General features: G+C 73.5%; 1 protein-coding gene. It reads left to right on the top strand.

Features of this window, described 5'->3' with window-relative positions; translation table 11 throughout:
* Nucleotides 1-299: 299 nt before the first annotated feature.
* Nucleotides 300-1,206 (top strand): FAD-dependent monooxygenase (locus tag CCN42_RS37365; protein WP_086741725.1); only part of this gene is annotated, 907 nt, incomplete at its 3' end.

Here is a 1,206-nt window from a genome sequence, read left to right as displayed (position 1 = left end):
AGATGTGTATAAGGGGCAGCCGCAAAGTCCCGTCGTCCGCCCGAAGGGCGGGCCCCGCGGCGTCTGGTGCGTGCTCTCGGCGCGCCGGGCGGAGTCCCTCGTACTGGATGTACTTGGGGCTTCGCCCGGCGCGGCGAGAGTGCGTGCCAGGCGTCGCGGGGCAGACGGGACTTTGCGGACACGGCCTAGGGCGTGCATGGCGTCGCGGAGCAGACGGGAACTGTCAGACAGACCCTAGGCGGGAGCCGGCCCTGCGCCCCGGCCTGCCCCGCCTGACGGCGCGCCGCCATAATGCTCGGGTGTCCACCGCCTTCACCCACGCGAACTCCCCTGTCCCGCAACGGCTTCCGGTCGTCATCGTCGGTGCCGGGCCGGCCGGGCTCACCCTCGGCAACATCCTGCGGGCCGCTTCCGTGGACTGTGTGGTGCTGGAGGTGGAGAGCAGGGAGTTCATCGAGCGGCGGCCCCGGGCCGGTGTGCTGGAGGAGTGGGCCGTGCGCGGGCTGGAGCGGCGCGGGCTGGCCGGGAACCTGCTGGCGCGGGCGCAGCGGCACACCGAGTGCGAGTTCCGTTTCGGCGGGGAGCGGCGCAGGCTGCCGTACACCGAGCTGACGGGGCATCACCACTTCGTCTATCCGCAGCCGTTGCTCGTGTCGGACCTGGTCCGCGAGTACGCGGACGTGCGGGGCGGCGACATCCGGTTCGGGGTGCGCGACGTCCGGCTGCACGACCTGGACACGGACCGCCCGTCGGTGTCGTATCGCTGCCCGGCCGGCGGTGAACGGCTGGTGATCCGCTGCGACTTCGTCGCGGGCTGCGACGGGGCGCGGGGAGTGACGCGTACCGCGCTGCCGCCGCGCCGGACGCGGATCGCCCGGCACGACTACGGCATCGGCTGGCTGGCGCTGCTCGCCGAGGCGCCGCCGTCCTCCGACTGCGTGGTCTTCGGCGTCCATCCGAACGGGTTCGCCGGGCACATGGCGCGCAGCCCCGAGGTCACCCGCTACTACCTCCAGTGCCCGCCCGGCGACGACCCGGCGAACTGGCCGCACGAGCGCGTCTGGGCCGAGCTGCGGCAGCGGCTCGGCGCGGCGGACGCGCCGCCGCTGACGGAGGGGCGGCTGATCGAGAAGCGGGTGCTCGACATGCACAACCACGTCGTGGCGCCGATGGCGTACGGGCGGCTGTTCCTGGCCGGTGACGCGG

Source organism: Streptomyces glaucescens (assembly GCF_002154375.1).
In the GTDB taxonomy this organism is placed as follows: domain Bacteria; phylum Actinomycetota; class Actinomycetes; order Streptomycetales; family Streptomycetaceae; genus Streptomyces; species Streptomyces glaucescens.
The sequence above is the reverse complement of the archived record's forward strand: the minus strand, read 5'-3'. Positions and strand labels throughout refer to the sequence as shown.